This is a genomic window from Citrobacter koseri ATCC BAA-895, from assembly GCF_000018045.1.
Classification (GTDB): domain Bacteria; phylum Pseudomonadota; class Gammaproteobacteria; order Enterobacterales; family Enterobacteriaceae; genus Citrobacter_B; species Citrobacter_B koseri.
This window is the reverse complement of record NC_009792.1, coordinates 2,095,814-2,122,742: the sequence shown is the minus strand read 5'-3', so window position 1 is coordinate 2,122,742 and position 26,929 is coordinate 2,095,814. Positions and strand designations below refer to the sequence as shown.

Below are 26,929 nucleotides of genomic sequence, written 5' to 3'. Positions count from 1 at the left end.
GTTATTCCCAGTCGCCGTACGGGTAGGTTTTGCCTTTAATGAAATCCTGCGTCGACTGAATGAAATTAAACGTGCCGCCGGGGACGACGTAGTCTTTGCAGAGCGTCATCTCGTTGCCTGCGAGGGTCCACATTTTCAGCGGTTTTACGGGAAGGCTGGGACGTCCGGCGACATCGGGGAACCAGACGTTGACTTTGCCACCAGGGGACAGGCCGAAAGTTATATTGTCGTACCAGACGGCATCCCCGTCCCAGGTATGATCGGCAGGGGTTTTCATCCGTAGCCAGGTTTCTGGTCCGAACACGGCGCTGGTCTCGTAAGTTTGTTTATCGATATAGGATTCCCAGCAGAAGACAATGTACTGAGGCGGCTTTTTGACTTTGTTGAAATTATTAAAGCTGACACCATGAACAGCAGTAGCCCAATTGTCGATAGAATCAGGACTTCGGGAAGTCGGATCAAGCGTATTAAAGGTATACAGATAACCATCCGTATCAATAACCCGGGCATGAAGGACTTCTGCGGGTAGTTCAGAAGGGGTGACAAAAGAAAAACTCCACTCGCCATAAGGCAGCGTCCAGTCACCACTGGCGGCCTGTTTTGACTGCAAAGGGTGAGGTTTCTGTGGGCTGCAGCCAGTGATTGACAGTAATAGTGTAAGTGTCAGTACGTAATGCCTTTTCATCGTTTTTTTCCGTCCATGTTGTAAATCGTTCTTAGCCAGTTCTCGTCCGGCCGGTTCACAAAACTGATGGTTTCGCAGGCTGAAGCGCCACCCTGTAATTCCCCGTTCTGTCTGAGATCTACGGCGTTCCAGTGGGCTGAGCAGTGGATATAGTTTTGGGCAATCAAATCCATGTCTTCTGGTGAAAAACCGTTGACGGCTGCATGCCGGCGAGCTGCTTTTCCCATCTCACGTGCATGTTCGCAGAACGGTTTCAGTTCGTCAGGCAGCGCGTGTCCTCTGGTTTTGTCTACGTCAGCAAACAACGCCCCAGCTTCGACTGCGGCATCGACCATTACCCGTAGCGCAACCTTCGACCAGTCATAGCTGACCGTGCGATGGCGCAACGTCAGCGCGGCAAAGGTGCGTTTTTGCTGCTGGCTGTAGCGATCCGCTGGTGCTAAATCGTCCTGCCATGCTTCCGGGGTGATCGCATTGGTACGAATGACGGGCATGATGGCCGGCGAATGCTCCAGCATACGCAGCTGCGCCATTGTCTGCCGGTAAACGTGAGATTGTGCGCTTGGTTGATTATGAGGCAGGGTTTCCACCAGCGGACGGGTGAGAAAGAGGTCTTCCCGCAGCTGCGGCAGATATCCGCCGCCGATATCGGAATGGGCGCCGGGAAGCGACAGCTCCGGCCAGGCTGGGGCAACGCTGTTAAGAGCGAAGTTATAGCGGCACTCGTGTTGGGCGATAATGTGAAACACCTTTTGCGCCACGCCGGGGCGCAGGCGGATGTTGACGTTACCGGTATTTGCGCTGTGAGGATTAAGGCCGTTTGCCACCGTACCCACTGCCGCCACGGTGTCCATAATGCCGAGAAAGCGGGTTTTGCCCGATGATGCACCGCTATAGCTCACTTTGCCCATGCCTGCCGAAATTGCATTGGCAATAGCGGGATCTGCTGACTGGACGCGGTTGGCAAAGTGGCGGGCAGCGGCTGCACCGCGACTGAAACCGAAGATATCAAACAGCAGGGTATCGACAACATACTTACCGTTTAAACGAGATCGTGTTTTCTTTATCCCGGCTTCAAGTTGCGCCACCGCATCGTCAGTTTTGGCGATTATCCCGGTTTCTGCGGTGCCCAGCCCCAGGCCTATCGGGTTATCAGGCTCGCCAGCGCGGGTGCCAATGCCCTCAACATAGACAGCACCTTGAATATAGTTACCATCAGTTTGAAAGTTTTGCTCATATAACTCATTCAACCAGTGAATGTTCGTGTAATACCCCAGATAACTACCCGCCCCAATCCCGCTAATCCCCATCTTCTCCGATGCATTCTTGGAGAGAATGGTTGCCGCATCCGGGCTGTTGATATCAAAGTGCTGCGCCGTTAGCGCCTCAAGCATGTTCCGGGTATTCACCGCGTTATTACCCGTGCCATCAAAGAATACCCCCAGCACCAGCGTTACCTTACGCTCCGGCGGCTCTTTGAGAAGCGTGACCTTCTGCATCACCGGGAAAAGACGACCATAATTCTCCGGCGTCAGCAGGTAATCGAATTCGGTACCGGCGATGAGATGACGACTCAGAATATAATCGTAATCCACCGATATATATTCATAGTGCATATCGTTCATTTTAGCTAACTGATTAACAGATCGTATTGTTGCACCGCGAAGTTCGATAAGATAAAACTTTTCCATGTGTCCGTGTTTATTAGTACGGTAAATATCAAACGTCAGTTTTAGACGTTCATTATTATTAATGGCGTTATTGAGTAATGGAGAGCTTTTATCCAGGAGTTTGCAAAATTGCAGAACGTGGTGATGGATACGTCCGTTAACGCCGTCCACTGCCTGCGTCAGGCTGAAGACAAAGATTTCATTTTCGTGTCCCAGCTGATAGCGGTTACCAACAGAGGCCTGTGAACCACAACCTGCAGAAATCTTTCCCTGAATATCACCCTCCAGCGTTAAATAAATAATGTTACTCATTTGCTTTCCTGAGTGGGGTGTTTAATCAGGAATAAGCCTAATGATAAAACTGAGGTGTTAACCTGTTATTAATCAAATTAAACGGAAAAAGTGGCCATTATTTAAACGTAAAAGGAATAACTAACATGTTAAATTATAGTGAGTACGGAAAGAAGTATCTTATTATCAGCGTAGTCATATGCAAAAAATCCCCAGCAATGTATGCCGGGGATTTGTGTCTACAAATTAAAGTGTATGCTCAGTACGGGCGATGATATCGTCCTGCGCATCCGGCGACAGCGCGGTAAAGAAGGCGGAATAACCGGCCACCCTGACCACCAGATCGCGATACTGATCCGGGTGCTTCTTCGCGTCCAGCAGCGTTTCGCGCGACACGATGTTGTACTGAATATGCCAGCCTTTATGCACTTCGAAGAAAGTGCGCAGCAGTATCATCAGCTTCTGCTTGTCGGATTCGTTCTCCAGCGTCGCCGGGTTCAGCTTCTGGTTCAGCAACACGCCGCCGAGAATTGAGCCGGTAGGCAGTTTGCCGACGGAGCCAATAACCGCCGTTGGACCGAGATGGTCAGTACCGGAAGCCGGGCTTGCCCCTTCCGCCAGCGGGGTATGCGCTTTACGGCCATCCGGCGTCGCCATCGTTGCCGCGCCAAACGGTACGTTTGCAGAGATGGACGAGGTTCCGGCGTAATAGTTGCCGCCCGTCGGGCCGCGACCGTAACGCGGGTTGTGATACTGCTTCAGCTCGTCGATATAGGTCTGATAAGCGCGGGCCAGCAGGGTATCGACGGTGTCATCGTCGTTACCGTATTTTGGCGCGCCGTTGATCAGTCGCTGGCGTAACTGTTCATGAGTGAGGCCTTCAAAGTCATCGGCCAGTGCGGCGGCAAGCTGCTGTTGGCCGATAGCCCCCTGTTCAAAGACCAGTTTTTTCACCGCCGCCAGGCTGTTGCCGAGGTTAGCGATACCGACCTGCAAACCGGAAACCCAGTCATATTTCGCGCCGCCTTGCTTGATGCTCTTCGCGCGTTCGATGCAATCATCCACCAGCGCCGAGCAGAGAATGTCATGGACGTTCTCTTCCAGCATGGTGTCAACCACGTACTCGATTTCGATCGACTTGCGCGTGTAGTAGCGAATCTGCGTATCCCAGGCATCCATCACTTCATCGAAGCTGGTGAAGTTACCAGCGGAGAGCGCCTTTTCCTGCGGCAGGAAGACCTTACCGCTGGTGGCGTCGCGACCGCCTTCCAGCGCTGCCAGCATCACGCGGGCAAAGTTAATGAAGCTCATGCCGGTGCAGCGGTAGCCCCATTTGCCACCCACGGCGGTTTCGATACAGCCGATGGCCGCGTAGTCGTAAGCGTCTTGTGGGTCGATACCGAGTTTAATAAATTCCGGGATAACGATTTCGTCGTTATTGAACGCGGGCATCCCAAAGCCGCAGCGGATAACCTGCACGCAGGCATCGAGGAAGTCGTTGCTCATTCCGGCGTGATAGCGCACGCTGAGGTTCGGCTGGGTGGAACGCAGGCGGCCGCAGGACTCCAGAATAGCGTAAGAGAGCGGATTGACCGCATCCACCGGCTGACCGTTGACCAGACTCTGACCGCCAATGGTGACGTTCTGATACAGCGGGCTGCCCGCAGAGGCTTTGGAGTGAGAGCCGGAGCGGATCTTGTTCACTTCCAGCAGCTTCAGCCAGCAGCTGTGCAGCAGTTCAATCGCGTGTTCGCGATCCAGCGTCTGGTTTTGCTCTACATCACGACGGTAATACGGCCAGAGATACTGGTCCATACGTCCAAACGAGACGGAGTGGCCGTTAGACTCGATTTGCAAAATCAGCTGGATGAAATAGCACAGTTGCAGCGCCTGCCAGAACGTCTGCGGCGGCTGATGGGCGATGAGATCGCAGTTCTCCGCCATCGCCAGCAGTTCGTCACGGCGGCTTTCACGGCTTTCTGTCGCCGCCATCTGACGCGCCAGGTCGGCAAAACGTTTGATGTGCAGGCTGACCGCCTCCAGCACGATATCAATCGCCTTCAGGAATTGCTCGCCGTGCAGGTCTTCCAGTACGGTCAGGTTAATGCGCGAACGGCGTTCTGCCACCTTGTCACGCAGACCATCAAGACCTTTTTCCAGCAGCAGCGGGAAGTTTACCGCCAGATGCGCGTCGCCGGAGGTCATGTTGCCCTCGGCTTTAATGATGCCGGTTTCCAGCAGGCCTTTTTGCTCATCGGTAAACATGCCGTAGCAGCGGTCCTGTACCGTCTGACCACGCCACCACGGGCACACGGCGTGTAAAACGCGTTTGTTCTCTTCGCTGACCGCAAAACCGGCGCCAGGGCGATCGGCCAGATCGTCGATCTCTTTTTCAATCCACGAGACGGTGTATTCCGGGAAGATCGGCGCGGCGCGCACTTCGCTTGCCTGGTTGCCGATAATCAGTTCGTCATGTTTGATCCAGATAGTGCGTTCCGCCAGATGGTGCGCCAGCGCCAGCGCGCGACGAACCGGAATCGGCTTATCCAGATGTTGCTGATACATCTCGGTGTAGTGCTGCGCGCGCTCCGTACATACGGGCGGCTTCACAATGTGCACCAGCGCGGTTTTATGCGCTTTGATGCGGTCGCTGAGCGTATCCAGTTTCAGTGTGGTCATGGGATTATCCTCGTAAAGTCGCGGTTAAACCTTTGCTGCTGGCGTACTGCTGCGCAAAATCAAGCAACGCGGGCGCATCAAGTGGTTTGTCCGGGGCATAGTAGGGCTGACTGAGTAAGTGGTATTTATTGATGCCCAGCGTGTGATAGGGCAGAAAATGGATCTCACCGACGTGCAGTTCGTCGGCGGCAAAATCGGTAATGGCTTTGATCGCCTCTTCATCGGCGTTAAAACCCTGAATGAGCGGCACGCGGATGATCATTTTTTTACCGGCGGCAGCGAGCTTTTTCAGGTTTTCCAGTACGCGAGAAGCGCTGCCATCGGTCCACTGCTTAAACGGCGCCTCAGCAACGTGTTTTAAATCGGCGAGGAACAGATCGACATTCGGCAGGGACGGTTCGATATATTTCCACGGTACGTGCAGACAGGTTTCGACTGCGGTATGGATACCCGCATCATGGCTGGCTTTGAACAACGCGGCGGCCAGTTCCGGCTGCATAAAGGGCTCGCCGCCGGAGAGCGTTATACCGCCGCCGCTGCGATCGTAAAACGGCTTGTCGCGCAGTACGGTGTCCATGATCTCTTCCACGCGCTTTGTTTCGCCGCAGACGGTTAACGCCTGAGTGGGGCAGCAGTGGGTGAGGGCATCCATATGTGCATCGGTCAGTTTTTCGCGATGAATAAGCAGGCCGTTCAGCGCGCGTTCGATCACCTCTGGCGCGGCTTGCGCGCACAGCGTGCACCCGTCAAGGCACAGGCGCGCATCGTATAAGAGATCTCTGGCGCGTGCGCGGCTTTCCGGGTTCTGGCACCAGCGGCAGCCCAGCGAGCAGCCTTTCAGGAAGACAACGGTGCGAATGCCGGGGCCATCATGGGTAGAATAGCGCTGAATATTGAAAATCATAAACGGCCTCTCTTTCTTTCGTATAAAGATTAAATAACTTTCGAATGAAAGTTATGTTGACGCAGGTCAACTCTCAGAGAGGTTTTGTCGTGATAGTCTTAAACTATGCAAAATCTCACAGTTTGAGGAATGGTTATGGAACTCTATCTGGATACGTCTGACGTTGAGGCCGTGAAATCGCTGGCGCGTATATTCCCGCTGGCAGGGGTGACGACGAATCCCAGTATCGTGGCGGCAGGTAAAAAACCGTTGGAGGTGTTACTCCCGGAATTGCACGACGCGATGGGCGGGCAGGGGCGTTTATTCGCTCAGGTGATGGCGAGCACGGCGCAAGGAATGGTCAGTGATGCGCGTAAGCTGCGGGCGATTATTCCTGATATCGTGGTAAAAGTGCCGGTTACAGCCGAAGGACTGGCAGCGATTAAATTGTTGAAAGCGGAAGGTATTCCGACGCTGGGGACGGCGGTTTACGGCGCGGCGCAGGGGCTGTTATCCGCGCTGGCGGGTGCCGACTACGTGGCGCCTTACGTTAACCGCGTGGACGCACAGGGCGGGAACGGTATTCAGACGGTTAATGATTTGCAGCAGCTACTGAAAATGCACGCCCCGCACGCCAAAGTGCTGGCGGCCAGTTTTAAAACGCCGCGTCAGGCGCTGGACTGCCTGTTGGCCGGGTGTGAATCCATCACCCTGCCGCTGGATGTCGCGCAGCAGCTTATCAGTTACCCGGCTGTCGATGCCGCAGTAGCGAAGTTTGAGCACGACTGGCAGGGCGCGTTCGGACGAACGTCACTTTGAGCGACGCGTAGGCCGGATAAGGCGTCAGCCGCCATCCGGCAACATGCCCGGGGCGCTGCGCTTGCCGGGCCTACAAACCATCGTCAGGCCGGATAAGGCGTTAGCCGCCATCCGGCAACATGCACGGGGCGCTGCGCTTGCCGGGCCTACAAACCATCGTAGGCCGGATAAGGCGTCAGCCGCCATCCGGCACCTGTGCTCCGCACACCTCGCAACCCGGATTGCGCATTAATTTCATTTCGCGGAACTGACAGGTCATCGCGTCGTACATCACAATTTTGCCGGATGCGGGTTGACCGTAATGCGCCAGCAATTTGATGGCTTCCATCGCCTGTAATGAACCGATCACCCCTATCAGCGGCGCCATGACGCCCGCTTCCACGCAGGTGAGGGCGTTCTCGCCAAACAGACGGCTCAGACAGCGGTAGCAGGGTTCGCCTTCCTGCCAGGTAAAGACGGTGATCTGTCCTTCCATACGGATGGCGGCGCCGGAAACCAGCGGCACTTTGGCGGCGAAACATCCGGCATTAAGCTGATTACGGATGGCAACATTGTCAGTACAGTCCAGCACCAGATCGTGCCCGGCGATAAGCGCATTCAGCGCCGGTTCGTCCAGCAGGGCGTTGATCGGTGTAAGGGTGATATAAGGGTTGATGCGCGCCAGCGCCTCGCGCGCCGAATCCACCTTCGGCTGCCCGACGGTGGCATCGCTGTGCAGCGTCTGGCGTTGCAGGTTCGACACTGAAACGGTGTCAAAGTCGAGCAGCGTGAGCTGCCCAACGCCCGCGCCCGCGAGGTACTGCGTTGCCGCACACCCGAGTCCGCCCAGGCCAACGACCAGCACCCGTGCATCCTTTAGTGCTTCCTGTCCTTCAAAATCGAACCCTCGCAGAATGATTTGCCGGTTGTAGCGCATCATCTCCTGGTCGCTGAGTTCCGCCATTACAGGCCTCCAAACAGCGCGTTAAACGGCTCGACTTCCACCCATTCGCCCGCGTCAACGTTGCCGCGATCGCGTTCCAGCACGATAAAACAGTTACCCATGCTAAAGGAGCTGAAAATATGCGAACCCTGGTGTCCCGTGGTGGTGACTTCCAGTTCGCCGTCGGCCGTGCGTTGCAGAATGCCGCGCTGAAAATCAAGACGACCCGGCGTTTTCTTCAGCCGTGAAGCGGTACGCACGCGCTGACGCGCTGGCAGACCGCTGGCGATATTGCCGCTAAGTTTCGCCAGCAACGGCTGCACGAGCTGATAGAACGTCAGCGCCGCAGAGACCGGGTTACCCGGCAGACCGCAGAACCAGCTGTTGCTCAGTTTACCGAAGGCGAACGGTTTGCCCGGTTTAATCGCCAGTTTCCAGAACGCGATTTCCCCCAGCTCTTCGAGGATCGTTTTGGTGTAATCCGCCTCGCCCACTGAAACGCCGCCAGAGCTGATAACCACATCGGCCTGGCTGTCGGCTTCGATAAAGGCGGCGCGTAGCTGCTGCGGGTTATCGCGAATGATCCCGAGATTGATCACCTCGCAGCCTAACTGCTCAAGCATCAAGTGTACGGTTAAGCGGTTGGTATCATAAATTTGCCCGTCGCCCAGCGGCTGACCCGGCAATTGCAGTTCATCGCCGGTGGAGAACAGCGCCACGCGCACTTTGCGCACGACCTGCGCTTCGGCGATGCCCAGCGAAGCCAGTACCGGCAGTTCTGCGGTGGTCAGGCGAGTCCCCGCCGGGAAAACCACGGCGTCATGGGTGATGTCTTCCCCACGGCGGCGGATGTTTTGTCCGTTACGAACGTCAGCGGTAAAGCGGATGCCCTCGTCGGTTTGCTCCGTCTGTTCCTGCATGACCACCGCCTCACACCCCGCAGGCACCGGCGCGCCGGTCATAATGCGGATACAGGCGCCAGCAGGCCATTCCCCCTGGAACGGTTGCCCGGCAAAGGCTTTCCCCGCCACCGGCAGCGGTTGACCAGCGGTCAGATCCGCCAAACGCACCGCGTAACCGTCCATTGCGGCGTTATCGAATCCCGGAACGTCCAGCGGGGAGACCACATCGTTTGCCAGGATGCGGCCAAAACAGTGAACCAGCGGCAGGGTTTCGAATGCCGTGAGTGGCGTAATGCGCGACAACATCTGGGTGAGCGCCGTTTCAAGCGGCATCAGTCCGGCGGTAAATTCCATGAAAACACTCCTGCGAGGCAAAATCGAATCCGTCTATTATGTCAGAAAATGCGGGCAGGCTGTATGCCACCTCAGACTTAGGGGCTGGCCCTTTACCTTTACATGCCGCCTGCATCTTTCTATATTCAAAAATCGAATCAATAACTCACAACAATTCTGATATTTATAGGGAAAGTTGTGTGCCACCGCTAACGGACGACAAATAATGGGCAAAGCAGTCATTGCTATTCACGGCGGCGCAGGCGCAATTACGCGCGCACAGATGAGCCAGGAGCAGGAACAGCGCTATATTCAGGCGCTGTCGGACATCGTCGAAACAGGACAGAAAATGCTGGAGGCGGGCGAAAGCGCGCTGGATGTGGTGACGGAAGCGGTGCGTTTGCTGGAAGAGTGCCCATTATTTAATGCCGGGATCGGCGCGGTTTACACGCGCGACGCCACCCACGAGCTGGATGCCTGCGTTATGGACGGCAATACGCTTAACGCAGGCGCTGTCGCTGGCGTTCGCCATTTACGCAACCCGGTGCTGGCCGCCAGGCTGGTGATGGAGCAAAGCCCGCATGTGCTGATGGTGGGGGACGGGGCGGAAGCGTTTGCGGCTTCCCGGGGGATGGAGCGCGTTTCTGCCGATCTTTTCTCCACGCCTGAGCGCTATGCGCAACTGCTGGCGGCGCGTGACGCCGGAGAAACGGTGCTCGACCATAGCGGCGCGCCGTTGGATGAAACCACCAAAATGGGCACCGTGGGCGCGGTGGCGCGGGATCGGTTTGGTAATCTGGCGGCGGCCACGTCGACGGGCGGCATGACGAATAAACTGCCTGGTCGCGTAGGCGACAGCCCGCTGGTCGGGGCTGGGTGTTACGCCAACAACGCCAGCGCGGCGGTTTCCTGTACCGGAACGGGCGAGGTGTTTATCCGCGCATTGGCGGCCTACGATATCGCCGCGCTGATGGATTACGGCGGACTCAGCCTGGCGGAAGCCTGCGAGCGTGTGGTCATGGAGAAATTGCCTGCGCTGGGCGGCAGCGGTGGGCTGATTGCCGTCGATCACGAAGGCAACGTCGCCCTACCTTTTAACAGCGAAGGCATGTATCGCGCCTGGGGATATGCCGGAGATACGCCAACGACGGGGATCTACCGGGAGTGAGGAGCAACAGGTGCCACACAGTCACGAATTAGACGCCAGCGACGTACTGGCGGTCAAAAATTTGAACATTGCGTTCGAGCAGGAGCAGCAACGCGTCAGCGCGGTGCGCAATGTGTCGTTTCGGCTTCAGCGAGGCGAAACGCTGGCGATTGTCGGTGAATCGGGATCGGGGAAATCCGTTACGGCGTTATCGTTGATGCGCCTGATCGAGCAGGCGGGCGGCGACGTTCACTGCGATCAGATGCTGCTTCGACGGCGTAATCGCCAGGTCATTGAACTGGGAGAGCAAAGCGATGCGCAGATGCAGCGCGTGCGCGGCGCGGATATCGCCATGATCTTTCAGGAGCCGATGACCTCGCTTAACCCGGTATTTACCGTGGGCGAGCAGATTGCCGAGTCCATTCGCCTGCATCAGGGGGCGAGTCGCGAAGAGGCAATGGCGGAAGCGAAACGGATGCTTGACCAGGTGCGTATTCCTGAGTCGCAGGCCATCTTATCGCGTTACCCGCATCAGCTTTCCGGCGGGATGCGCCAGCGGGTGATGATCGCGATGGCGCTGTCGTGCCGCCCGGCGGTGCTGATTGCCGATGAGCCGACCACCGCGCTGGACGTCACGATTCAGGCGCAGATCCTGCAACTGATCAAAGTGCTGCAACAGGATATGTCGATGGGGGTGATTTTTATCACCCATGATATGGGCGTGGTGGCCGATATTGCCGACCGCGTCCTGGTGATGTATCAGGGCGAAGCGGTGGAAACCGGCAGCGTTGAGCAAATTTTCCACGCGCCGCAGCACCCTTATACCAAAGCGCTGCTGGCCGCCGTGCCGCAGTTAGGCGAGATGAGCGGACACGATCTGCCGCGCCGCTTTCCGCTGATTTCACTGAACGATCCCGATCGTGTGGAACCGCAAACCGAGCAGGACACGGTGGTGGCAGGCGATCCGATCCTGCAAGTGCGCAACCTGGTGACGCGTTTTCCGCTGCGTAGCGGCATTCTTAACCGCGTGACCCGTGAAGTGCATGCGGTGGAAAACGTCAGCTTTGATCTCTGGCCTGGCGAAACGCTCTCGCTGGTGGGGGAATCCGGCTGCGGTAAATCGACCACCGGGCGGGCGTTGCTGCGGCTGGTGGAGTCGCAGGCTGGCGAAATTACCTTCAACGGGCGGCGGATCGACACGCTTCCTGCCGGTAAGTTACAGCCGCTACGGCGAGATATTCAGTTTATTTTTCAGGACCCTTACGCTTCGCTCGACCCGCGCCAGACGGTGGGTTACTCCATAATGGAACCATTGCGGGTGCATGGTTTGCTGGAAGGCGAGGCGGCCGCGTCGCGGGTGGCGTGGTTGCTTGAGCGTGTAGGATTGCGCCCGGAACATGCGTGGCGCTATCCGCATGAGTTTTCTGGCGGCCAGCGTCAGCGTATCTGCATCGCCCGCGCGCTGGCGCTGAATCCAAAAGTGATTATCGCCGATGAGTCAGTCTCCGCGCTGGATGTCTCGATTCGCGGGCAGATCATTAATCTGTTGCTCGATTTGCAGCGGGAAATGGGCATCGCGTATCTGTTTATTTCACACGATATGGCGGTGGTGGAGCGCATCAGTCATCGCGTGGCGGTGATGTATCTGGGGCAGATTGTGGAAATCGGCCCCCGCCGGGCGGTGTTTGAAAATCCGCAGCATCCCTATACCCGTAAATTAATGGCGGCAGTACCGGTGGCCGATCCTTCCCGGCACAGGCCGCAGCGCGTGCTGCTGTCGGACGATATCCCCAGCAACATTCGTAAACGTGGGGAGGAGATCGCGCCCGCTCCATTGCAGTTAGTCGGGCCGGGGCATTATGTCGCGCGCCCGCAGGCAGAAAATGCGTTATCGCGTTTATAACATCTCATAAAACAGGCAGGGTTCAGGAGAATAATATGACAACATTTGTAACCCGTAATTGGCTGGTTGCGCTGGGCGTCGCTTCTGCACTGGCGGCATCTCCGGCGTTTGCTGCTAAAGATGTGGTGGTAGCGGTAGGCTCTAATTTCACCACGCTCGATCCGTACGATGCGAACGACACTTTATCGCAGGCGGTGGCGAAGTCGTTTTATCAGGGGCTGTTTGGTCTTGATAAAGACATGAAGTTAAAAAATGTGCTGGCTGAAAGCTACACCGTTTCCGACGATGGCCTGATCTACACCCTGAAGCTGCGCCAGGGGGTAAAATTCCAGGACGGCACCGACTTTAACGCAGCGGCGGTGAAGGCTAACCTCGATCGCGCGAGCGATCCAGAAAACCATCTCAAACGCTACAACCTGTATAAAAACATCGATAAAACCGAAGCGGTCGATCCGACGACGGTAAAAATTACGCTGAAACAACCGTTCTCGGCGTTTATCAATATTCTGGCGCACCCGGCGACGGCGATGATCTCTCCGGCCGCGCTGGAAAAATACGGTAAGGACATTGGCTTCCACCCGGTCGGCACCGGGCCGTATCAGCTGGATACCTGGAACCAGACTGATTTCGTGAAAGTGAAGAAATTTGCCGATTACTGGCAGAAAGGTTTACCTAAACTGGATACGATCACCTGGCGTCCGGTAACGGACAACAACACCCGCGCGGCAATGCTGCAAACCGGGGAAGCGCAATTTGCGTTCCCGATCCCTTACGAGCAGGCGACAATTCTGGAGAAAAACAAAAACCTACAGTTGGTTGCCAGCCCGTCGATCATGCAGCGTTACATCAGCATGAATGTGACGCAAAAACCGTTCGATAATCCGAAGGTGCGGGAAGCGCTGAACTACGCCATCAACCGTCAGGCGCTGGTCAAAGTGGCCTTTGCCGGTTATGCGACGCCTGCCACGGGCGTAGTGCCGCCAGCCATTGCGTATGCGCAGAGCTACGCGCCGTGGCCTTACGATCCGGCGAAAGCGCGCGAGCTGCTGAAAGAGGCGGGCTATCCGAATGGGTTTAGCACCACGCTGTGGTCGTCTCATAACCACAGCACCGCACAGAAAGTGCTGCAATTTACGCAACAGCAGCTGGCGCAGGTCGGTATTAAGGCGCAGGTAACGGCGATGGACGCCGGGCAGCGTGCGGCAGAAGTGGAAGACAAGGGGCAGAAAGAGAGCGGTGTGAGGATGTTCTACACCGGCTGGTCGGCTTCCACGGGGGAGGCGGACTGGGCGTTGTCACCGCTGTTTGCCTCGCAAAACTGGCCGCCAACGCTGTTCAATACTGCGTTCTACAGCAACAAGCAGGTTGATGACGACTTAGCGGCAGCGCTGAAAACCAACGATCCGCAGGAGAAAGCGCGCCTGTATAAAGAGGCGCAGGACACCCTCTGGAAAGAGTCCCCCTGGATTCCGCTGGTGGTGGAGAAACTGGTCTCAGCCCACAGTAAAAATTTGACGGGTTTCTGGATCATGCCGGACACTGGCTTCAGTTTTGATGACGCGGATTTGCAGTAAGCAACGCGCGCCCGATGGTTTTATCCGGCTTGCAGACGCAGTTCGTTGCAGGTCGGATAAGGGATTTACGTCGCCATCCGGCAAAAGGTTTGTAAAGGGAGCCTGATGCTTAATTATGTGCTTAAGCGCCTGCTGGGGTTGATTCCGACTCTGTTTATTGTGGCGGTGCTGGTGTTTTTATTTGTTCATCTGTTGCCTGGCGATCCGGCGCGGCTGATTGCCGGGCCGGAGGCTGACGCGCAGGTGATTGAACTGGTGCGCCAGCAGCTTGGTCTCGATCGGCCGTTGCATATCCAGTTCTGGCATTACATGACTAACGTGTTGCAGGGTGATTTCGGCACGTCGATGGTGTCTCGTCGTCCGGTATCGGCAGAGATTGCCAGCCGCTTTATGCCGACGCTGTGGTTGACCATCACCAGTATGGTATGGGCGGTACTGTTCGGGATGACCGCCGGGATTATCGCCGCCGTCTGGCGTAATCGCTGGCCGGACAGACTCAGCATGACGCTGGCGGTAACCGGGATTTCGTTCCCGGCGTTCGCGCTGGGGATGCTGCTGATGCAGATATTCTCCGTTGAGCTGGGGTGGTTGCCGACCGTGGGCGCAGATAGCTGGCAGCACTATATTCTTCCCTCCATCACGCTTGGCGCCGCCGTTGCGGCCGTGATGGCGCGCTTTACCCGAGCGTCGTTTGTGGATGTCCTCAGTGAAGACTATATGCGCACCGCGCGCGCGAAAGGGGTCAGCGAAACCTGGGTGGTGCTGAAACACGGTCTGCGTAACGCCATGATCCCGGTTGTGACCATGATGGGGTTGCAGTTTGGCTTTCTGCTCGGCGGTTCGATTGTCGTCGAGAAGGTCTTTAACTGGCCCGGACTGGGGCGGTTGCTGGTTGATTCAGTGGAAATGCGCGACTACCCGGTGATTCAGGCTGAAGTGCTGCTGTTTTCCCTGGAGTTTATTCTTATCAATTTAGTGGTGGATGTGCTCTATGCCGCCATTAACCCGGCTATCAGGTACAAGTAAGGATGCGATTATTTAACTGGCGCCGTCAGGCGGTTTTAGATGCCATGCCGCTGGTCAAACCCGACCGGGTGCGTACGCCGTGGCATGAATTCTGGCGGCGTTTTCGCCGTCAGCATGTGGCGATGATCGCAGGGATATTTGTGCTGTTGCTGATCCTGGTGGCGATATTTGCCCGCTGGCTAACGCCTTTCGATGCGGAAAATTACTTTGATTACGATCGCCTGAATGACGGTCCTTCGGCGGCGCACTGGTTTGGCGTGGACTCGCTGGGGCGGGATATTTTCAGCCGCGTCCTGGTCGGGGCGCAAATTTCGCTGGCGGCAGGCGTTTTCGCCGTCTTTATCGGCGCGGCGCTCGGCACGGTGCTTGGGCTGGTCGCGGGCTATTACGAAGGCTGGTGGGACCGGCTGATTATGCGTATTTGCGATGTGCTGTTTGCGTTTCCAGGCATTCTGTTAGCGATTGCGGTCGTGGCGGTGCTCGGTAGCGGTATTGCGAATGTGATTATCGCCGTCGCCATCTTTTCTATCCCCGCGTTTGCCCGTCTGGTGCGCGGAAATACATTAGTGCTGAAACAGCAGACGTTTATTGAGTCGGCGCGCAGTATTGGCGCCAGCGACGCGACGATTTTGTTCAACCATATTTTGCCCGGCACGGTCTCGTCGATCGTGGTCTTTTTCACTATGCGCATCGGGACGTCGATTATTTCTGCGGCAAGCCTGTCGTTTCTGGGGTTAGGCGCGCAGCCGCCAACGCCGGAGTGGGGGGCGATGCTCAATGAAGCGCGGGCGGATATGGTCATCGCGCCGCATGTGGCGATTTTTCCGGCGGTGGCGATTTTCCTGACGGTGCTGGCGTTTAACCTGCTGGGCGACGGGCTGCGCGACGCGCTGGACCCGAAGATTAAGGGGTGAATGTCGAACCGTAGGCCGGATAAGGCATTTATGCCGCCATCCGGCGCAATGCCTGATGGCGACGCTGAAGCGTCTTATCCGGCCTACGGGTTTTACGATAATTTGGGCGAATTAAACGCGGCTGCCCCACAGGTCATATTCATCGGCGTTATCAACTTTCACGCGGATAACGTCGCCGGGTTTAACGTTGGTTTCACCGTTGAGGTAGACCGCGCCGTCGATTTCCGGTGCGTCAGCCATGCTGCGGCCAATCGCGCCTTCTTTGTCAACCTCGTCGATAATGACCAGGATTTCGCGACCCACTTTCTCTTGCAGACGTTCTGCGGAGATCTGCTGTTGCAGCTGCATAAAGCGGTTCCAGCGCTCTTCTTTCACCTCTTCCGGCACCTGATCCGGCAGCGCGTTCGCGCCAGCGCCTTCGACCGGGCTGTACTTGAAGCAGCCAACGCGATCCAGGCGCGCCTCTTTGAGGAAGTCGAGCAGCATCTGGAAATCGTCTTCCGTCTCGCCAGGGAAACCGACGATAAAGGTTGAACGCAGGGTCAGCTCCGGGCAAATCTCACGCCACTGTTTGATGCGCGCCAGTTGGCGATCGACAGCGCCCGGACGCTTCATCAGTTTGAGAATGCGCGGGCTGGCATGTTGCAGGGGGATATCCAGATACGGCAGGATTTTGCCTTCCGCCATCAGCGGGATCACGTCATCAACGTGCGGATAAGGGTAGACGTAGTGCAGGCGCGTCCAGATGCCCAGTTTTGACAACTGCTCGCAAAGGTCGACCATGCTCGTTTTTACCGGCTCGCCGTTGTGGAAACCGGTGCGGTGCTTCACATCCACGCCGTAAGCGGAGGTATCCTGGGAAATGACGAGGATCTCTTTCACGCCCGCATCGACCAGACGTTTGGCCTCGCTTAACACTTCGCCAATCGGACGGCTGACCAGATCGCCGCGCATGGACGGAATAATGCAGAAGGTGCAGCGATGGTTGCAGCCTTCAGAAATCTTCAGGTAGGCGTAGTGACGCGGGGTCAGCTTAACGCCCTGTTCCGGCACCAGGCTCAGGAACGGGTTGTGCTTTGGTTTTGGTACGTAATGGTGAACGTGTTCCAGAACCTGCTCATAGCTATGCGGCCCGGTGATTTCCAGCACTTTAGGGTGCACTTCACGGATCTGATCGACTTTCGCGCCCAGGCAGCCGGTGACGATCACCTTGCCATTTTCAGTCAGCGCTTCACCAATCGCTTCCAGAGACTCCTGTACGGCGCTGTCGATAAAGCCACAGGTATTGACGATCACCATGTCGGCGTCGTCGTAGCTCGGTACGACGTCATAGCCTTCGGTACGCAGTTCAGTCAGGATTCGCTCCGAATCAACCAGGTTTTTCGGGCAGCCCAGGGAAACGAAGCCGATTTTCGGCTGGCGGGTTACATTGCTCATAGCTTAAAAATTGTTCAGTTATTGGAATGGTCAGGGCAGGGATTCTACAGAGATCCGGGCAAAAAATGTATCGCTATCTCATCGCCTGTGCGGGTAAGCGCGCCACGGAGTTTATAGCAAATATGTAAAGTATGTTAATACCGAGTGAATTATTGATCTCAGGCAGCACTTTGTTCAAAAAATGACCATACTATTAAGTTGCAGTATGGTTGGAAAGAGGAGGAACAAGGTATGGTCGTTGACAGACTAAGAACCGAGCTACTTAACAAGCTGATAAACGCCCGAATCGATCTCGCCGCTTATTTGCAGTTAAGAAAGGCGAAAGGCTATATGTCAGTCAGCGAAAGTGATCATCTGCGTGACAACTTTTTTGAACTGAATCGTGGGCTTCACGATAAATCACTGCTGCAAGGTCTGCATCTGGATCAGGAAGAATGGAATGCTTTACATCGTGCTGAAGGCGCACTGGCAGCCGCCGCAGTATGTCTCATGAGCGGACACCATGACTGTCCGACGTTTATCGCCGTCAACGCAGAGAAACTTGAAAACTGTCTGACAACATTGACGCTGAGTATCCAGAGCCTGAAAGCGCAATCACCGCTTGAACAGGTCTAAGTCAGGGGGAGGCGACTCCCCCTTTTCGTTAAGTTTTTGTAAAAATCATTCCGCGCTGTCCCTTGCTGACTACGCTTTAACGCAGGGTCATACAGGAGGCGGTATGCGTCGGACACTTTTCTCTGTTGCCTTATTGGCACTGTTTTCTCCTTTCGTGAATGCAGAAACCCCGGCGGTGAAGGTGGAGGTTTTGCAGACCAAACTTGATCACCCCTGGGCGCTGGCTTTTCTGCCGGATAATCGCGGTATGTTGATAACTCTCAGAGGCGGCCAGCTTCGTCACTGGCAGGCGGGTAAAGGGCTTTCCGATCCGATAACGGGCGTGCCGAAGGTCTGGGCGAACGGGCAGGGGGGATTGCTGGACGTGGCGCTCGCGCCTGATTTTGAGCAGTCTCGCCGCGTCTGGCTCAGTTTTTCTGAGGCCGATCGCGAGGGGAAAGCCGGAACGGCGGTAGGCTTCGGGCGACTTAGCGATGACCTGAAGCATCTGGAGGAATTCCAGACCGTTTTTCGTCAGATGCCGAAACTCTCAACCGGTAATCATTTCGGCGGACGACTGGTTTTTGATGGCAAAGGCCATCTGTTTATCGGGCTTGGCGAAAATAATCAGCGCCCTACCGCACAGGATCTGGACAAGTTGCAGGGCAAAGTGGTGCGCCTGACCGACCAGGGGAGCGTGCCGCCGGATAATCCCTTTGTGAATCAGACCGGCGCGCGCCCTGAGATCTGGTCGTACGGCATACGTAACCCGCAGGGTATGGCGATAAACCCGTGGAGCGATGCGCTGTGGTTGAATGAGCATGGCCCGCGCGGCGGCGATGAAATCAATATCCCCGAAAAAGGTAAAAATTATGGCTGGCCGCTGGCAACCTGGGGCATCAACTACAGCGGCTTTAAAATCCCGGAAGCGAGAGGTGAAATTGTCGAGGGAACGGAGCAGCCGATCTTCTACTGGAAAAAATCGCCAGCGGTCAGCGGCATGGCGTTTTATAACAGCGACACGTTCCCTCAATGGAAGCAGAAACTGTTTATCGGCGCGCTGAAAGAGCAGGATGTGATTGTCCTGAGCGTTAACGGCGATAAGGTGACGGAGGACGGACGGATTCTGGGCGACAGAGGGAAACGTATTCGCGATGTGCGCGCAGGACCCGACGGTTATTTATATGTCTTAACCGACGAGTCCGACGGAGAACTGCTGAAAGTCAGCCCACGCGCTTAGCTGACCGGGATCATCACCGTTTTACGAAACGCCGGGCGTTCGGTAAGTTGCTGATACCAGCGCTCAAGGTGAGGACGCGGCGTCCAGCTCAGGCCAACGTTAAACAGGTTGTAGACGAAGGGGGCGATCGCGATATCCGCCGTGCCGAACTCCGCGCCGGAGAACCAGGTCTGGCTGGCCAGCGCCTCATCAAGAATGCCAAACAGGCCGTCGCAGACGTTGGCGCCGGCGTCGATCGCCGCCTGGTCGCGCTGCTCCGGCGGGGTGCGGACTAAACCCATCAGGATCACGCGATGCGCCGGGCTTAACGTCTGGTTTGCCCAGTCCATCCACTTTTCCCCTTCTGCCCGTTGCGCCGGAGAGTCTACCCACAGACGCTTTTGCCCATACTGCGCCGCCAGATAGCGGACGATGGTATTGGACTCCCAGAGCAAAACGTCCGTTTCATCATCGCGCAGCAGCGGCACCAGGCCATTCGGGTTCATCGCCAGATAGTCAGCGTCATGATTCAGCCCGAACTGCCCGCCTGCCAGAATTTGCGTATAAGGCAGCTCCAGTTCGTCGAGCGTCCATCGCACTTTTTTGACGTTGGTTGAGTTATTCCGTCCCCACAGCGTAATCATAGTTACCCCTCAAATTGTTCTGCAATCGGTATCCGACTCGTCCCATGGTGGGATAAAGCTAACATTTACGCAACAGCTTGCAAAAAAATCCTCACGGAGGCAGCGCAGCGTGGCGTTATTGCATAAACTTTAAAAACTTTACCAACTTACGGTTTCTTTAAGTTCGTTAGTGCGTTATTACTCACCGCACTTATAACACGGTGGTATGGCGTGTTTTTTTGGAATGGATACTCGGGTGGCATTTATGACGCAATACTCTTCTTCCCTTCGTAGTCTTGCTGCGGGTTCAGCACTCTTATTCCTTTTTGCGCCGACGTTACAGGCGGCTGAGCAGACAACGGCGCCGCCGAGCGTTGATGCGCGCGCGTGGATTTTAATGGACTATTCCAGCGGCAAGGTGCTGGCGGAAGGCAACGCCGACGAGAAACTGGACCCCGCCAGCCTGACCAAAATTATGACCAGTTACGTCGTCGGGCAGGCGCTGAAGGCCGGAAAAATTCAGCTCACGGATATGGTGACGGTAGGAAAAGACGCCTGGGCCACGGGCAACCCGGCTCTGCGCGGTTCGTCGGTCATGTTCCTTAAGCCCGGAGATCAGGTCTCGGTATCCGATCTCAACAAGGGCGTGATTATCCAGTCGGGTAACGACGCCTGTATTGCGCTTGCGGATTATGTTGCCGGAAGCCAGGAGTCGTTCATTGGTTTGATGAATGGTTACGCGAAAAAACTGGGGCTGACCAACACAACGTTCCAGACGGTTCACGGCCTGGATGCGCCGGGGCAGTTTAGTACCGCGCGTGATATGGCGCTGCTGGGCAAAGCGCTGATCCATGATGTGCCGGAAGAGTACGCCATTCACAAAGAAAAAGAGTTCACTTTCAACAAGATTCGCCAGCCGAACCGTAACCGCCTGCTGTGGAGTTCTAATCTGAACGTTGACGGCATGAAAACCGGGACAACGGCAGGCGCCGGATACAATCTGGTGGCCTCTGCGACTCAGGGAGATATGCGTTTGATCTCCGTCGTGCTGGGGACGAAAACCGATCGCATCCGTTTTAATGAGTCAGAGAAATTGTTGACCTGGGGCTTCCGCTTCTTTGAAACGGTGACACCCATTAAACCTGACGCGACGTTCGTGACTCAGCGCGTCTGGTTTGGGGATAAGAGCGAGGTGAATCTGGGCGCGGGAGAGGCGGGTTCCGTGACGATTCCGCGCGGACAGCTGAAAAACCTGAAGGCCAGCTTTACGCTGACGGAACCGCAGCTGACCGCGCCGTTGAAGAAAGGCCAGGTTGTCGGCACCATCGACTTCCAGCTCAACGGAAAGTCCATTGAACAGCGTCCGCTGATGGTGATGGAAAACGTGGAAGAGGGCGGCTTCTTTGGGCGGATATGGGACTTCGTCCTGATGAAATTCCACCAGTGGTTTGGCGGCTGGTTCTCTTAATCGCGGTGACGGTGCCGGATAAGCGTTAGCGCCATCCGGCAAACCCTACATCAATACATCAACGTAATGCGCTGCGCTTTGGCATAATCGACAAACTCATCGTCAGGGCGGCAGTCGCTCACTACCGCATCAAAACGCGTTAATTCCCCCATCCGCGCGGGTCGCACCTTGCCGAATTTACTGTGATCCACCACCAGAACATGGTATTGCGCCATCGACATGGCCCAGTGTTTCACCGGCAGTTCTTCGAGGTTAAAACAGGTTGCCCCTTTGCTGATATGAACGCCTGCGGCGGAATAAAAGGCGATATCAGGGCAGATATTATTCAGGGTTTCCTGAAAATCGAGCGGTTTGAAAATGGCGTTGCTGGCGTGAAATTCCCCGCCGCACAGAATCGCCCGGCACAGGGGTTTTTCCTGGAGCGCCAGAAACGTATTCAGGGAATAACAGACGGCGGTGAAAGGCAATTCGTTATCAATGGCTTCAATGATCCACGGCGTGGTGGTGCCGCAGTCAAAAAAAATCGTCTGATGCGTCTGTACCAGACCGGCGGCCAGCTGAGCGGCGCGGCGCTTCTCTTCAACCAGGCGGGATTTTTGATCGCTCAATAAATAATGGCTGGCGCTGCGGGGTTCCAGAACAATATACCCGCCCAGCAACACGACGGGCGCGCTTTTATTATTCAGGTCGCGACGAATGGTCATCTCCGATACGCCCAGCAGAGTCGCGGCTTCTTTCAGGTGTAATTTATCGCTGCGTTTTAGCGCTTGCAGCAATTGACCAATACGCTCGTCGCGTCGTGTTTCCATAATTCCCCTGGACAGTTGAATAAGCACTCTGCACAGTACAGAGCGCTTAATACTACTCTTTTTTCACCAGGTTAGTCACGTACCCAGCCTTTACGAATGGGTAGCGCGAAGCAGACGCGGTAGCACGTTTGTAGGCCGTGGTAGAGAGCAACCCCATATTTTTGCCACAGCATTTGCGTGCTCAGGCAGCCGATCATCCCGACCAGCAAACCGCCGAGCATATCCAGCGGCCAGTGAACGCCGAGGTAAACGCGTGACCAGGCGACCGTCACGGCCAGCGCCATGAGCAGTACGCCAGACCAGACGCGGTGCCAGAATAAAAACGCCAGCGCAAAGGTAAAGACAACGGTGCCGTGGTCGCTCGGGAAGGAGTCATCGGGCGCGTGATGCAGGAAGTTATAGCCGATACGATCGACAAAAGGGCGATCGTGCGGGAAAAGATGCCCCATTATCCAGGAGATCGTCAGGCTGATGAGCAGCGCGATACCCATTTTAATCACCAACTGGCGTTGAGCGCAGACCCGATCGCGCGGCCCCCATAACCAAAGCACAACGGCCAGCAGCGGCACGATGTTAATCAAATCTCTGGCAATGAAAATGGCCAGAGCGATCATCCACTGTGCGGAGTCGGGGGTGGCATTGATTAAGTAAAACAGCGAGTTGTTAAGGTTTTCCAGCATAACATCCAGACTCAGTGCAGTGATTAAACGAAACGACCCTACGTGCTCCGGGTAAGGGCGAGAATACAAAGTGCCGCAACGAGGGGAAAGCGGTATTGTCTTATTTACCTGTAAAATGAGGAAATTTAAGACAATGGCGCGAGCTTATTCGCCATGATAGCGCCAGCAACTTAAATTAACCTTAAAGCAAAAGGTCACGAAGGATGATTATGTAAAAATGTGCGCATTTTGTTTGTAAATCACATAATTCGCTATCTCAGGTAACGTACTTTCATTACACTTTGCGCGATTTTTTATTTGCGAAGAGATTGCATGCAAAACCTTTCACAAACAGGCGTCCGGCTCGGACGTCAGGCACTGCTTTTCCCTCTCTGTCTGGTGCTTTACGAATTTTCTACGTATATCGGCAACGATATGATCCAGCCGGGGATGCTGGCGGTGGTGGAACAGTATCAGGCCGGGATCGACTGGGTTCCGACCTCGATGACCGCCTACCTGGCGGGCGGGATGTTTTTGCAGTGGCTGTTAGGGCCGCTGTCGGATCGTATTGGACGCCGCCCGGTGATGTTAGCGGGCGTGATCTGGTTTATCGTCACCTGCCTTGCCACACTGCTGGCGCAAAACATTGAGCAGTTCACCCTGCTGCGTTTTTTGCAGGGGGTAAGCCTGTGCTTTATTGGCGCCGTGGGGTACGCCGCCATTCAGGAATCCTTTGAAGAAGCGGTGTGTATCAAAATTACGGCGTTAATGGCTAACGTTGCCCTGATTGCGCCGCTGCTGGGGCCGCTGGTGGGCGCCGCCTGGGTGCATGTTCTGCCGTGGGAAGAGATGTTTGTTCTGTTTGCCGTACTGGCGGCGATTGCTTTTGTCGGCTTACAGCGCGCGATGCCGGAGACCGCGACCCGCCTCGGCGAGAAGCTGTCGCTTAAAGAACTGGGGCGGGATTACAAGCTGGTGCTGAAAAACGTGCGGTTTGTTGCCGGCGCGCTGGCGCTGGGGTTCGTCAGCCTGCCGCTGCTGGCGTGGATTGCCCAGTCGCCGATCATTATCATCAGCGGTGAGCAGCTCAGCAGCTATGAATATGGCTTGTTGCAGGTTCCTGTCTTTGGCGCGCTGATTGCCGGGAATCTGGTGCTGGCGCGGTTGACCTCCCGGCGAACGGTGCGCGCATTGATTATCATGGGCGGCTGGCCGATTGTGGCGGGATTGCTGATCGCCGCAGCCGCGACGGTGGTCTCTTCCCATGCATATTTATGGATGACGGCGGGTCTGAGCGTCTACGCCTTTGGCATCGGCGTGGCGAACGCGGGGCTGGTGCGTCTGACCCTGTTCGCCAGCGATATGAGCAAAGGCACGGTTTCTGCGGCGATGGGGATGTTGCAGATGCTGATCTTTACCGTGGGTATTGAAGTGAGCAAGCATGCTTATCTGAGCGGCGGCAACGGCTTATTCAGCCTCTTCAACTTGGCGAACGGCATTCTCTGGCTGCTGCTGATGGTTATCTTCCTGAAAGACAAACGGGTAGGGGATTCACGGGAAGGGTGAGGCCCTCCGGCGCAGCGCCATCAGGCCTCAAGGGGCATTACCCACTGAACGGGGCTTCGTTTTTCAGCACGCGGTCGATAACGTCCAGCACGCCTTCCGCGTTATTCGAGCCCGCCCGATATTTCGCCGCAGAGGCCACCGCCGCTCCGGCGTTTTCCATCGCAAAACTGAAGCCGGCCTGACGCAGCATCTCAATATCATTGCCGCCGTCGCCAAACGTCACGACCTCATCATTGTTAATCCCCCAGCGTTGTTGCAGCAGACGCAAGCCGTTCGCTTTGTGTACGCCGGGAATGATCAAATCGATGCTGCCGTAACCGGTATGAACTGGCACCATGATATCGCCAATCGCATCATGCAGCGCCGTCTGAACCTGGGGAATACGGTCATCAGTAATGTTGAGGCCGAATTTAAAGAACACGTCATTGATGTTGTCGAAGCTGTCCACGAACTCAAGGCGATGGTAGTACATCGCCGCAACCTGTTTCAGTTCATCGTTGTACTGTTTCAGGGTATAGGCGCTGTTTTTACCGCAGGCGATGATTTCAATATCCGCGCGGGTCAGCAGATGATCGACAACGGCAGCAAAATCCTCTTTCGCCAGTTCGCCGTTGAACACGTCTTCGCCCTCGCTGACCACCCAGCCGCCGTTTTCAGCGACAAAGGCGATTTCGTGGGCGATCTCTGGAAAGAAAGAGATTAACTGGTAATACTGATTACCGCTGGCGACCACAAAACGGATGCCTTTCTGCTTCATTAGCCGATACTGCGCCATAAACCGGTCGCGATTATAGGTTTTTTGATCGCTCAAAAAGGTGCCATCCATGTCTACCGCAATTAGCTTGATACCCATTAACTATTCTCCATAACAGATTGAGTGTTTGATGTTGGTTTGGCGACAGCCTTTGCGACAAGAGCGGCAAGGATGACCAGCGCCAGCACAACCAGCATTGCGCTGCGCAAACCATAATGTTCGCCAAGATAGCCCAGCAGCGGCGGCCCCACCAGGAAGGCCAGATAACCGGTTGTCGCCACCACGCTGACGCGGGTTGGCGCGTCCGGGCCGGTATCGCTGGCCGCTGAAATCGTTAGCGGGAAGCCAAGCGACGCCCCAAGCCCCCAGAGAATAACGGAAACGCCCGCGACCCAGGCGCTGTCGACGAAGATAATCAGACCAATACCGAGCGCTCCCATTAGCGCGCTGGCGCGGACTACCGCCACGCGGCTATAACGGTCGATAAACCAGCCGCCGGTAAAGCGCCCGACGGTCATACCGAGCGTAAAGCCCGCATAAATCAGCGAGCCAGACGTTGGGCTGAAGCCGTGACCATCCACCATCAGAAGCGGCAGCCAGTCGTTGGCGGACCCTTCAGCGAAAGCCATTGCCAGTACCACCACGCCGATCAACAGTAGCTGGACATCGCGATAAAAAGGTACGCCTTTTTCCGTTGTGTGGGCGCCGTCGGCGGCGTTTTTCCCCGTGCCGTCGGGAATGGCGCGAATAGCAATAAAAATGGGGACGATCGCGACGAGAGCCGCCAGCAGGATATGAGCGTTGGCAGGGACGTTAAAGGCGGTTAGCGCCATGCCGACGCCAGCGCCAGCCAGCGTACCGAAGCTGTAAAAACCGTGCATCATCGGCAGGACGGTTTTATTCATTTCACGTTCAACCGCCGCCCCTTCGACGTTGATAGCGACTTCGGCGGCGCCAAAGCTGGCGCCGAATACGCCTAAGCCAAGCGCAAAAACCAGCGGAGAAGCGAACCACAGCGCAATGCTGAGGATAACCATCCCCGCAACGGCGCAGGACATGGTGGTCTGAATGACGTTGCGCGTGCCAAATCGTTTTACCAGCCAGGCGGAACACAGAATACCGCTCATCGAACCGATGGAAAGCCCAAACAGCACCGCCCCCATTTCTGCCGTTGATACCGAAAGGATATCGCGAATGGCGGGGGTGCGGGTTGCCCATGAGGCCATCAACAGCCCTGGCAAGAAGAAGAACATAAAAAGCGCCCAGGTCCGGCGTCTTAAGGCTTTACGTGATGAGATGGCGGTCATTGATTCAAACTGAAAAAAGAGAATACAGGGGACAACACTAGCAAGTTTGTGTACATTTGTACACAAACGTGATGAGAGGAAAAGCAGTGCGACGAGCTAACGATCCCCTGCGGCGAGACAAAATCGTTCAGGCCACGCAGGAAGCGATAATAACGCATGGCATTCACGGCGTTACGCACCGCAAAATCGCGGCGATAGCGCAGGTGCCGCTCGGGTCGATGACCTATTATTTTTCGGGAATCGATGAGTTGCTGATCGAGGCGTTAAGCCGGTTTACAGAAACAATGTCGCACCAGTTTCAGTTATTCTTTGCCGATGTCACGAACGTTCAGGACGCCTGTCACGCCATTACCGACATGATCTACAGCTCGCTGGTGACCACGCCAGATAATATGGAGCTGATGTACCAGCTGTATGCCTTCGCCAGCCGAAAACCGGCGCTGAAAACGGTGATGCAGAACTGGATGCAGCGCAGTCAGCAAACGCTGGAGCAGTGGTTTGAACCGGTGACCGCCCGTGCGCTGGATGCGTTTATCGAAGGCATGACCCTCCATTTCGTCACCGACAGAGCGCCTTTAACGCGGGAAGATATTCTGGTCATGGTGAAGCGTATTGCCGGGCAGGCGTGAAATTCAGGCAACAAAAAACCCATCAACCTTGAACCAAAATGGCGGGGTTGATGGGCTCCACAAATTGGGGACATCAAAGAAAAGCAGTGGCACTAGTTATGACTGACGCCTTGAAG

General features: G+C 55.8%; 23 protein-coding genes. 11 read left to right on the top strand and 12 right to left on the bottom strand.

The window, feature by feature from the left end:
• Position 1: 1 nt before the first annotated feature.
• The 4 genes from CKO_RS09685 to CKO_RS09670 form a co-directional block, all read right to left on the bottom strand.
• The gene (locus CKO_RS09685) at positions 2-685 is read right to left on the bottom strand and encodes a DUF2931 family protein (protein ID WP_012133138.1); all 684 of its coding nucleotides are present in this window, start codon (positions 683-685) and stop codon (positions 2-4) included.
• Positions 682-2,667 (bottom strand): Hcp family type VI secretion system effector, encoded by a 1,986-nt coding sequence (tssD, locus tag CKO_RS09680; protein ID WP_012133137.1) that lies wholly within the window; start codon positions 2,665-2,667, stop codon positions 682-684. Before tssD ends, CKO_RS09685 begins: the two co-directional genes overlap by 4 nt.
• Positions 2,668-2,892: 225 nt before the next feature.
• Entirely contained in the window at positions 2,893-5,325 is a 2,433-nt protein-coding gene (locus CKO_RS09675) for a glycyl radical protein (RefSeq protein ID WP_012133136.1), read from the bottom strand.
• A 4-nt stretch (positions 5,326-5,329) separates the two neighbouring features.
• Positions 5,330-6,229 (bottom strand): glycyl-radical enzyme activating protein, encoded by a 900-nt coding sequence (locus CKO_RS09670; RefSeq protein ID WP_012133135.1) that lies wholly within the window; start codon positions 6,227-6,229, stop codon positions 5,330-5,332.
• 135 nt (positions 6,230-6,364) lie between these two features.
• On the opposite strand from CKO_RS09670, the gene fsa reads away from it, so the two are divergent.
• Positions 6,365-7,027, top strand: coding sequence for a fructose-6-phosphate aldolase (gene fsa, locus CKO_RS09665; protein WP_024130504.1), 663 nt, complete (start codon positions 6,365-6,367; stop codon positions 7,025-7,027).
• A gap of 175 nt (positions 7,028-7,202) precedes the next feature.
• On the opposite strand, the gene moeB is transcribed toward fsa, so the two are convergent.
• On the bottom strand, positions 7,203-7,970 hold the full coding sequence (moeB, locus tag CKO_RS09660; RefSeq protein WP_012133132.1) for a molybdopterin-synthase adenylyltransferase MoeB: 768 nt from the start codon (positions 7,968-7,970) through the stop codon (positions 7,203-7,205).
• Positions 7,970-9,205, bottom strand: coding sequence for a molybdopterin molybdotransferase MoeA (gene moeA / locus CKO_RS09655; protein WP_012133131.1), 1,236 nt, complete (start codon positions 9,203-9,205; stop codon positions 7,970-7,972). Before moeA ends, moeB begins: the two co-directional genes overlap by 1 nt.
• A gap of 205 nt (positions 9,206-9,410) precedes the next feature.
• On the opposite strand from moeA, the gene iaaA reads away from it, so the two are divergent.
• The 5 genes from iaaA (at position 9,411) to gsiD (ending at position 15,748) form a co-directional block, all read left to right on the top strand.
• On the top strand, positions 9,411-10,352 hold the full coding sequence (iaaA, locus tag CKO_RS09650) for a beta-aspartyl-peptidase (protein WP_012133130.1): 942 nt from the start codon (positions 9,411-9,413) through the stop codon (positions 10,350-10,352).
• Positions 10,353-10,362: 10 nt separating this feature from the next.
• On the top strand, positions 10,363-12,234 hold the full coding sequence (gsiA, locus tag CKO_RS09645) for a glutathione ABC transporter ATP-binding protein GsiA (RefSeq protein ID WP_024130503.1): 1,872 nt from the start codon (positions 10,363-10,365) through the stop codon (positions 12,232-12,234).
• Between the two features lie 35 nt (positions 12,235-12,269).
• Complete coding sequence (gene gsiB, locus CKO_RS09640) at positions 12,270-13,808, top strand: glutathione ABC transporter substrate-binding protein GsiB (RefSeq protein ID WP_012133128.1); 1,539 nt, start codon at positions 12,270-12,272, stop codon at positions 13,806-13,808.
• A 105-nt stretch (positions 13,809-13,913) separates the two neighbouring features.
• A complete protein-coding gene (gene gsiC / locus CKO_RS09635) occupies positions 13,914-14,834 on the top strand; it encodes a glutathione ABC transporter permease GsiC (RefSeq protein WP_012133127.1) in 921 nt (306 codons plus the stop codon).
• 2 nt (positions 14,835-14,836) lie between these two features.
• The gene (gene gsiD, locus CKO_RS09630; protein WP_012133126.1) at positions 14,837-15,748 is read left to right on the top strand and encodes a glutathione ABC transporter permease GsiD; all 912 of its coding nucleotides are present in this window, start codon (positions 14,837-14,839) and stop codon (positions 15,746-15,748) included.
• Positions 15,749-15,859: 111 nt separating this feature from the next.
• Here gsiD and rimO read toward each other — a convergent pair whose 3' ends face one another.
• Positions 15,860-17,185: a 30S ribosomal protein S12 methylthiotransferase RimO gene (gene rimO / locus CKO_RS09625; protein ID WP_024130502.1), complete on the bottom strand. Its 1,326-nt coding sequence runs from the start codon at positions 17,183-17,185 to the stop codon at positions 15,860-15,862.
• 231 nt (positions 17,186-17,416) lie between these two features.
• Here rimO and bssR point away from each other — a divergent pair, with 231 nt between their 5' ends.
• Positions 17,417-17,800, top strand: coding sequence for a biofilm formation regulator BssR (bssR, locus tag CKO_RS09620; RefSeq protein ID WP_024130501.1), 384 nt, complete (start codon positions 17,417-17,419; stop codon positions 17,798-17,800).
• Between the two features lie 103 nt (positions 17,801-17,903).
• Positions 17,904-19,019, top strand: a complete 1,116-nt coding sequence (locus tag CKO_RS09615; protein WP_012133121.1) for a PQQ-dependent sugar dehydrogenase — start codon at positions 17,904-17,906, stop codon at positions 19,017-19,019.
• Here CKO_RS09615 and CKO_RS09610 read toward each other — a convergent pair.
• A complete protein-coding gene (locus tag CKO_RS09610; RefSeq protein ID WP_012133120.1) occupies positions 19,016-19,642 on the bottom strand; it encodes a glutathione S-transferase family protein in 627 nt (208 codons plus the stop codon). The two genes, CKO_RS09615 and CKO_RS09610, sit on opposite strands and share 4 nt — an antisense overlap.
• Before the next feature lie 244 nt (positions 19,643-19,886).
• Here CKO_RS09610 and dacC point away from each other — a divergent pair, with 244 nt between their 5' ends.
• Positions 19,887-21,089: a serine-type D-Ala-D-Ala carboxypeptidase gene (gene dacC / locus CKO_RS09605; RefSeq protein ID WP_024130500.1), complete on the top strand. Its 1,203-nt coding sequence runs from the start codon at positions 19,887-19,889 to the stop codon at positions 21,087-21,089.
• Between the two features lie 50 nt (positions 21,090-21,139).
• Here the strand turns inward: dacC and deoR are convergent, their stop codons facing one another.
• Both deoR and ybjG read right to left on the bottom strand, forming a co-directional pair.
• Entirely contained in the window at positions 21,140-21,898 is a 759-nt protein-coding gene (deoR, locus tag CKO_RS09600; RefSeq protein ID WP_012133118.1) for a DNA-binding transcriptional repressor DeoR, read from the bottom strand.
• Positions 21,899-21,969: 71 nt separating this feature from the next.
• Positions 21,970-22,578 carry an undecaprenyl-diphosphate phosphatase gene (ybjG, locus tag CKO_RS09595; protein WP_012133117.1) on the bottom strand — a complete coding sequence of 203 codons (609 nt, stop codon included), beginning with the start codon at positions 22,576-22,578 and terminating at the stop codon, positions 21,970-21,972.
• 312 nt (positions 22,579-22,890) lie between these two features.
• Between ybjG and CKO_RS09590 the strand changes: the two genes are divergently transcribed.
• Positions 22,891-24,123, top strand: a complete 1,233-nt coding sequence (locus CKO_RS09590; protein WP_012133116.1) for an MFS transporter — start codon at positions 22,891-22,893, stop codon at positions 24,121-24,123.
• A 37-nt stretch (positions 24,124-24,160) separates the two neighbouring features.
• Here the strand turns inward: CKO_RS09590 and CKO_RS09585 are convergent, their stop codons facing one another.
• Both CKO_RS09585 and CKO_RS09580 read right to left on the bottom strand, forming a co-directional pair.
• Positions 24,161-24,976 carry a Cof-type HAD-IIB family hydrolase gene (locus CKO_RS09585; RefSeq protein WP_012133115.1) on the bottom strand — a complete coding sequence of 272 codons (816 nt, stop codon included), beginning with the start codon at positions 24,974-24,976 and terminating at the stop codon, positions 24,161-24,163.
• On the bottom strand, positions 24,976-26,184 hold the full coding sequence (locus tag CKO_RS09580; protein ID WP_024130499.1) for an MFS transporter: 1,209 nt from the start codon (positions 26,182-26,184) through the stop codon (positions 24,976-24,978). Before CKO_RS09580 ends, CKO_RS09585 begins: the two co-directional genes overlap by 1 nt.
• Before the next feature lie 86 nt (positions 26,185-26,270).
• On the opposite strand from CKO_RS09580, the gene CKO_RS09575 reads away from it, so the two are divergent.
• Positions 26,271-26,813 (top strand): TetR/AcrR family transcriptional regulator, encoded by a 543-nt coding sequence (locus CKO_RS09575; RefSeq protein WP_048902397.1) that lies wholly within the window; start codon positions 26,271-26,273, stop codon positions 26,811-26,813.
• Positions 26,814-26,929: the final 116 nt, after the last annotated feature.